The following is a 6,531-nucleotide window of genomic DNA, read 5'->3' as shown; positions in this document are numbered from 1 at the left end:
GAAAGCACCTGCATCTAAGAATATCTGTGATTACATCTCGAACGCCTAAGAACAAAGAGACTTAATGTTTCTTTGTTTTATTGTGCTTTATTGAGCACGAATAAGTAAACGTAATTCTTAGTTTCATGAAAATATTGACAAAAATGACTAAATTAAACCAGATAATGACTAAATTGAAACGGCTTTTTAGTCTAAAACTAGTCTAAGATATTCATAATAAGGTTAAAAAAAACAGAACCTTTTGTTTGGTTCTGTCTTAAAGTTTTGATAATATATGAGGATTATTTGTAGTGTACGGTGTCGACTACTGTTGCGTCTACTTTTGAGAGGTCTATTACGAAGGCGGGATACGTTCCTTGTGGATAAAAAGATTCAATACAATTAAGTGCTCCTATTGACGTACTCAAATACACTACCTCGGTTATGTTGCGGAAAGAACTATCTCTAGTCCATGCTGTATTCCCATTTAAATATCTTTTTACTTTTGTGGAATCTTTTAAATCTATTAATTCATTAAAATCCACTACACTTGGTAAATATACGTGTCTACTAAGCGTTTTATATTTTTCGTCTCCGTACCCATTTTCTTTTATGCTGGTGATATCATCACATGCTGAATATGCAACCTGTTTAATTTCAGCTAGTTGTATCGCTTCTTTCATCTTTAACGGCAAATCGTTGTACCATTTTTTCTCCAAAAAATTATCTATTTCACTGTTTTCATATGTATTATTTCCCTTTTGAGTGTTCTGATTTTTAGAATTATAAACAATATCACCTATACTTGTAGTAGATATAACTAAATATTTATCGCTCTCTATTTGGTTTATAACAATCAATTTATAATTTTCAACTTCTAATACAGTACCCGTAGCATATCCATTCTGTGCTTTGAATGTTAATGTGTCATTGTATGTGTCAGCTGTCATAAAGTTGCCGGGATAAGCAAAGAATTTTAAGTCAGTTGACGAAGTTCCTGTTGATGTCGTTTCAAGAACAAGAGAATTGTTTTCTATCTGTTTACCGTCTTGCGTAATCTTATACGCACCTGACCGTCCTGTGCTCGACTTCATCTTAAAACCATTCTCAGAAGAAACGCTAATTTTTAAACTGGCATTTGCTTCTTCATTTACTTTCGTAGCTGACACGGTCATACTCTGTTGATTATTCAGATCAATCTCAGAAGGAATCGACCACGTGTAGGAACCTGGAGATGTGTATTTGACTGTCATTGATTGAGAGTCGTGACTTGTTTGAACAGAAGAAGTAGTTCTTGAATTTACATCGGCAACATTTGATTCTTCCTGTAAAGACTCGTTCTGAACACTGGTAATATCCAAAGCTTGAAAATCTATGTTTTGCGTTTCCACTAAAGTGTCGTCTGTGTTTTTCACGTTTATTTCTAGACGATAGATACTTTTGATATTTGTTGTAACAGACATCGTATTCGTATTTTCATCCTGTAGAACAATCGTTCCATTATCCAGAAAATTCTTATACGATTCCTTACACTCATCTGTAAGACTCAGATTATATCCGTCTGGAGATGTTATAGTCATCGTCGCAGTGCTCTTGTCATTACTGTATTTGATATCTGTGTTTAATTTGGTTTTATCTTTAGAGGCTGTTTGTCCTGTTGTTACTTCAGATGTGAATCGTAGGTTTCTAACAGGATTGAAGGTCTCATTTACCCTTGCATTTATAGGTGTTACTACGGTTGAAACTAGGGTTGTGCTTAGAATACAAGGCAACACACATTTCTTAATCGCTTTTTTCTTGTTTATCATAAATGCCTCCTTCTTTTGTATACACTATACAATTAACCATAAAAGGAAACACAAAGTATGCATTAATTATTCGATGCTATGAAGTTCTGTATCATCTGATTATTTCTAGATGGATATTGAAAAGGGATTGTCTCGTTTCCTCTGAGGACGCTCTCACAAGATAAAAAGAAAGGACGGTGGTGAATTCTATATCACTCCCAGAGGAATAACCGATTTAATGACAAACCAATCACTGAAAACGGCGAAAACCCATTTGAGAAAATCTTACGCAACACAATCAGTAAATGAGCAGTAAAGATCGATTGGATTTTGTCCGTTTATCATGATAAGAACGTTGCAAGTGTATTATATTATGACAACTCAAAAAGGTGTCTAAATTCAATATATTACAAATTTATAAACATTATAAAAGGATTCCGTTTCAAGAATCCTGCTTTTTTTCGATGTGTTTTATGGGTTAACTAAACTTAGATGCTTTACGATACACGTAATAATATAGAAGCACAACAAACCCTGTCAAAACGTCTGTTCTATGTCGTGTTGAACAGCACATTTAACCATATCAATCAGAAACGCTAAAGTCACCAGTCCAAGAGAACACACTCTTAGCTGTCTTTTTTTAGAGAAAGCCATAGGAAAGCCGATGCATATTAAAATCACAAGTACAATATTAATCAAACTCATCTCAATTTCCTGCCTAAAAGTAGACTCCAACAATCATATAATCTGTTGTATCTCCATACAGTGTTCCATATCCGTATCCAAATCTGTCTTCAGATGTTTGTCCATGAAGAACATAAGGACGTTTAAACACGTATAGTTTTTGAGGTTTTCCGAAAGTATTCATATCATAATCGATTCTTTTAAGACTCTTGACTAGAGGCATCACTCTTTCATTTGCTTCATTATCTGGGATGTTGCTTAGCACTTTTCCTGAAACGAGTTTTAAACCGCTCATTACAATATCAGTGTCATCTACGATTCGAAGTCCAGAACATCCCTGAGTCACCACTAAAGAACAATACTTCATGTGTCTTTCCATAAGGAATATGTTTCTAAGCATCATAAACTCTTTTTTTGATGTCGAAAAATCATCCAGAATTTGTATGGTTTTTGATTTTGAGTCTAGACTGACCATATATGCATCGTCCGCTTTAAACGTTTTCGCCACATGTTTCTTGTATATTTTGAGTTGTAACGCTTTTAGCTCATCTAGATAGTCGCCTATTTTTGCGTCGATTTTATACATTCTGTCTGTTTCATTCTTGTCATGTGCATCGCTCATTTCTTGCTTCAATGCTTCTAATTTAGCGTATGCTTTTTTGTATTCTTTGGTATTCGTTGGGTCAAAATGCATTGTCTTTCTCCTGTATTTTACAATATGTATAGTAAAGGACTGCTTTGAAACAGTCCATTTATACTATAATTCTATTTTTGTTTGTTATGTTCGTCAAATGCTTTTGAAAGAATACGTTCAACAGCAACAGTTTTGCTTTGTCCCATTTCTTCGCAGTATTTTTCCAACTGTTCATAGACAGTTCTATCCAGCTTGATGTTCAAAGCTTTCCAGTCTTTATTCTGTTTTGCCATTTTCATCACCTTCCACATTTACAAAAGATACTTTTCCACCGATTCCAAAGTACTTTTCAAAGAATTCTTTTAGCTTATCAATGACTGTTTCTTTCTTCTTGGCACGAGCTCCACCTCCGCCGAATCGGCTAATTGGAGGAAGGATTTTTTCAATATCTGTACCAGTAGTCTTAATTTCTCCGTCTTTGAATGAGTTTTCCAAGAATTTACGAGTTTCTTCAGGCTTCAATCTTTCGTCCTGAATCATTGTTTCTAAATCTGCTTCTCTTTGCTTAGCAACATAAGAGTTCCATTCAGAAATGACATCATCCATTTCGTTGACTTCTTCAATAAAGTCCTCGATAAGCTTCTTTTTGCTTCTAAGCTCAGGACTTGATTTAACAGCTTTCTGGATGGTAACAAGAAGTTCTTTATCTTCTCCATGTTCGTCCTTATATTTCTTAACAAGCATCAGAATATAGTCGATATTGATTTCAATCTGCTTTACGAGTTCGACTTCAAAGACAATATCCTCGGTAACATCCTTAACATCTTGTTTATTCTTTTCTTTCCATTCAGCATACAAATCCTGATAGCGTCCTGAATAGTCCTGTAAATCTCTAGGATTCAGCAGTTCTTTATCCGCAAACTCATCGAATGAAGAAAGAAGATTTCTCATCTTCAGAATTGCTCCGAATAATTTGATGAATTCAACTTGGTTCTTTTCACCGATGATTTGAGGGTCTGTTAATGGATATTTTTCCTGCAACTGTTTGATCATATCTACATATCCAGGTTTATCCTTACCATCTTCTGTAGTGAAACCATAATAGTAATCATTGAATTTTCTTAGAAGAACGATTCCACCCGCCTGCTTATCACCAAACAAGGAGATAGCAGCGTCTACTCGTTTCTGAAGATTTCTGAAGCATACGATATTTCCAAACGTTTTTACGCTGTTTAAGATTCGATTGGTACGAGAGAATGCCTGAATCAATCCATGCATCTTCAGGTTCTTGTCGACCCATAATGTATTTAACGTAGTTGCATCGAAACCTGTTAGGAACTTATTGACTACGATAAGCAAGTCTAGTTCCTTATTTTTCATACGCAATGATACGTCTTTATAATAGTTTTGGAATTTATCAGAGTCTGTAGAGTAGGCTGTATGGAACATTTGATTGTAATCCATGATTGCCATATCTAAGAAGTCTCTGGCACTCTGGTCTAGCTTAGATGTATCTTCAGGATTCTCATCATCAATGATTCCATTTCCGTCATCAATCTCAGCTTCATTAGCTCCGTAACTGAAGATGATTGCTATCTTAAGCTTTTTAGTTGGGTCTTCTTCCATCTGCTTTTTAAATTCCATATAATATTTCTTCGCCATATCCACAGAAGAGACCGCAAAGATACTGTTAAATCCGCTGACTCTTTGTTTCTTCTTGATTTCTTCCACTTTGCCTTGAGATGCTGAAGCAACCTCAGAGACATTCATAAGCTGGCTGTAGATATAGGACTTGTCTCCACGATACGTTTTTTGGTCGAAATGGTCCAAAATGTACTTTGTTACAAGTGTGATTCGCTCTGGAGCTTCGAAAGCTTTCTTACGGTCGATATTCCATACTTCTTCATCATCAATATCGGCGTTGATATCCATTGTCTTGATGTAATCAACACGGAATGGAAGCACATTCTTATCATTGATAGCATCTACGATTGTGTAGGCATGTAGCTGGTCTCCAAATGTCTGCTCTGTAGTGACAAACTGGGCATTTCGCACGGCTCCTGCATTGGCAGGAAAGATAGGCGTTCCTGTAAAGCCAAACAAGTGATATTTCTTAAAGCTTTTTACAATAGCTGAGTGCATATCTCCAAACTGGCTTCTATGACACTCATCAAAGATGATAACTACATGCTTATCAAAGACAGGATGCCCTTTGTATTTCTTGATAAAGGTAGACAACTTCTGAATCGTTGTGATGATGATATGTGCATTATCATCTTCCAGCTGCTTCTTTAATACATTTGTATTGCTGTTTGAGTTGGCACAACCTTTCTCAAAACGGTCGTACTCCTTCATCGTCTGGTAGTCCAAATCCTTACGGTCTACAACGAATAGAACTTTGTCGATGTAATCGAGCTGACACGCCAAACGAGCCGTCTTGAAGCTAGTCAGAGTCTTACCAGATCCTGTAGTATGCCAAATATAGCCGCCTCCAGCAATTGTTCCATATTTTTTATAATTGTTTGCGATTTCGATACGGTTCAGAATTCTTTCTGTTGCCGTAATCTGATAAGGTCGCATGACCAACAGCATGTCTTCAGCTGTGAAGACACAGTATTTCGTTATAATATTCAGCAATGTATGCTTAGCAAAGAATGTTTTTGTGAAGTCAATCAAGTCTGGGATGATATGATTATCCGCATCTGCCCAGAATGATGTAAATTCAAAGGAGTTGCTTGTTTTTTCTCTGCGTGTATTTCTAGAATTGGCATCCTTGATGGCATTGAAGCGTGTACTGTTTGAGTAGTACTTTGTGTTTGTTCCATTCGATATGACGAATATCTGCACGTATTCGAACAGTCCAGAACCTGTCCAGAAGGAGTCTCTCTGGTATCTATTGATTTGATTGAAAGCTTCACGAATTGGAACTCCACGACGTTTAAGCTCTATATGTACCAAAGGGAAGCCGTTAACCAGCACCGTTACATCGTAACGATTATCATGTCTGGCTCCGTCTTCCTGTTTGACTTCATACTGGTTTATGACCTGAAGTCGATTGTTATGTACTTGTTTTTTATCAATCAAAGTAATATTCTTACTTGAGCCATCATCACGAATCAACACCTGCACGTTATCTTCTTGAATCTTTCTCGTTTTTTCAACGATATGATCATTCGGATTTGCAATACTGTTTTTAAAGAATCTATCCCATTCATCATCAGTGAAGCTATAATGGTTCAATTGTTCAAGCTTTGTCCTTAGATTTTTGATTAGATCATCTTCCGTATGGATAGGAAGGTACTCGTATCCCTGTTCACCAAGGATACGAATGAATTCTTTCTCAAGGTCAGCCTCAGACTGATACGAGTCTGCTTTACGTTTTACAGGCTCATATCCGGCTACGACTGTATTCTCACTTGTTTCTGCTACGATATTAAAATATGGCAT

General features: G+C 36.2%; 4 protein-coding genes. All 4 read right to left on the bottom strand.

The window, feature by feature from the left end:
• Positions 1–281: 281 nt before the first annotated feature.
• The 4 genes from Q0E86_RS08350 to Q0E86_RS08335 all read right to left on the bottom strand — a co-directional run bounded on the left by Q0E86_RS08350 (position 282) and on the right by Q0E86_RS08335 (position 6,531).
• Positions 282–1,787 carry a DUF6273 domain-containing protein gene (locus Q0E86_RS08350; protein ID WP_295756117.1) on the bottom strand — a complete coding sequence of 502 codons (1,506 nt, stop codon included), beginning with the start codon at positions 1,785–1,787 and terminating at the stop codon, positions 282–284.
• A 697-nt stretch (positions 1,788–2,484) separates the two neighbouring features.
• The gene (locus Q0E86_RS08345; RefSeq protein ID WP_295756115.1) at positions 2,485–3,144 is read right to left on the bottom strand and encodes a hypothetical protein; all 660 of its coding nucleotides are present in this window, start codon (positions 3,142–3,144) and stop codon (positions 2,485–2,487) included.
• Positions 3,145–3,215: 71 nt separating this feature from the next.
• Positions 3,216–3,377 (bottom strand): ribbon-helix-helix protein, CopG family, encoded by a 162-nt coding sequence (locus Q0E86_RS08340; RefSeq protein WP_295756112.1) that lies wholly within the window; start codon positions 3,375–3,377, stop codon positions 3,216–3,218.
• The gene (locus tag Q0E86_RS08335) at positions 3,361–6,531 is read right to left on the bottom strand and encodes a type I restriction endonuclease subunit R (protein ID WP_295756109.1); all 3,171 of its coding nucleotides are present in this window, start codon (positions 6,529–6,531) and stop codon (positions 3,361–3,363) included. Before Q0E86_RS08335 ends, Q0E86_RS08340 begins: the two co-directional genes overlap by 17 nt.

The sequence above is a fragment of the uncultured Holdemanella sp. genome, from assembly GCF_934754935.1.
In the GTDB taxonomy this organism is placed as follows: Bacteria; Bacillota_I; Bacilli_A; order Erysipelotrichales; family Erysipelotrichaceae; genus Holdemanella.
Note: the sequence above shows the minus strand (reverse complement) of the source record. Positions and strands in the feature narration are given on the sequence as shown.

Bases quoted from the DNA above. Each gene is read 5' to 3' on its own strand.
- Q0E86_RS08345 (WP_295756115.1), bottom strand. From the start codon at position 3,144: ATGCATTTTGACCCAACGAATACCAAAGAATACAAAAAAGCATACGCT.
- Q0E86_RS08350 (WP_295756117.1), bottom strand. From the start codon at position 1,787: ATGATAAACAAGAAAAAAGCGATTAAGAAATGTGTGTTGCCTTGTATT.
- Q0E86_RS08340 (WP_295756112.1), bottom strand. From the start codon at position 3,377: ATGGCAAAACAGAATAAAGACTGGAAAGCTTTGAACATCAAGCTGGAT.
- Q0E86_RS08335 (WP_295756109.1), bottom strand. From the start codon at position 6,531: ATGCCATATTTTAATATCGTAGCAGAAACAAGTGAGAATACAGTCGTA.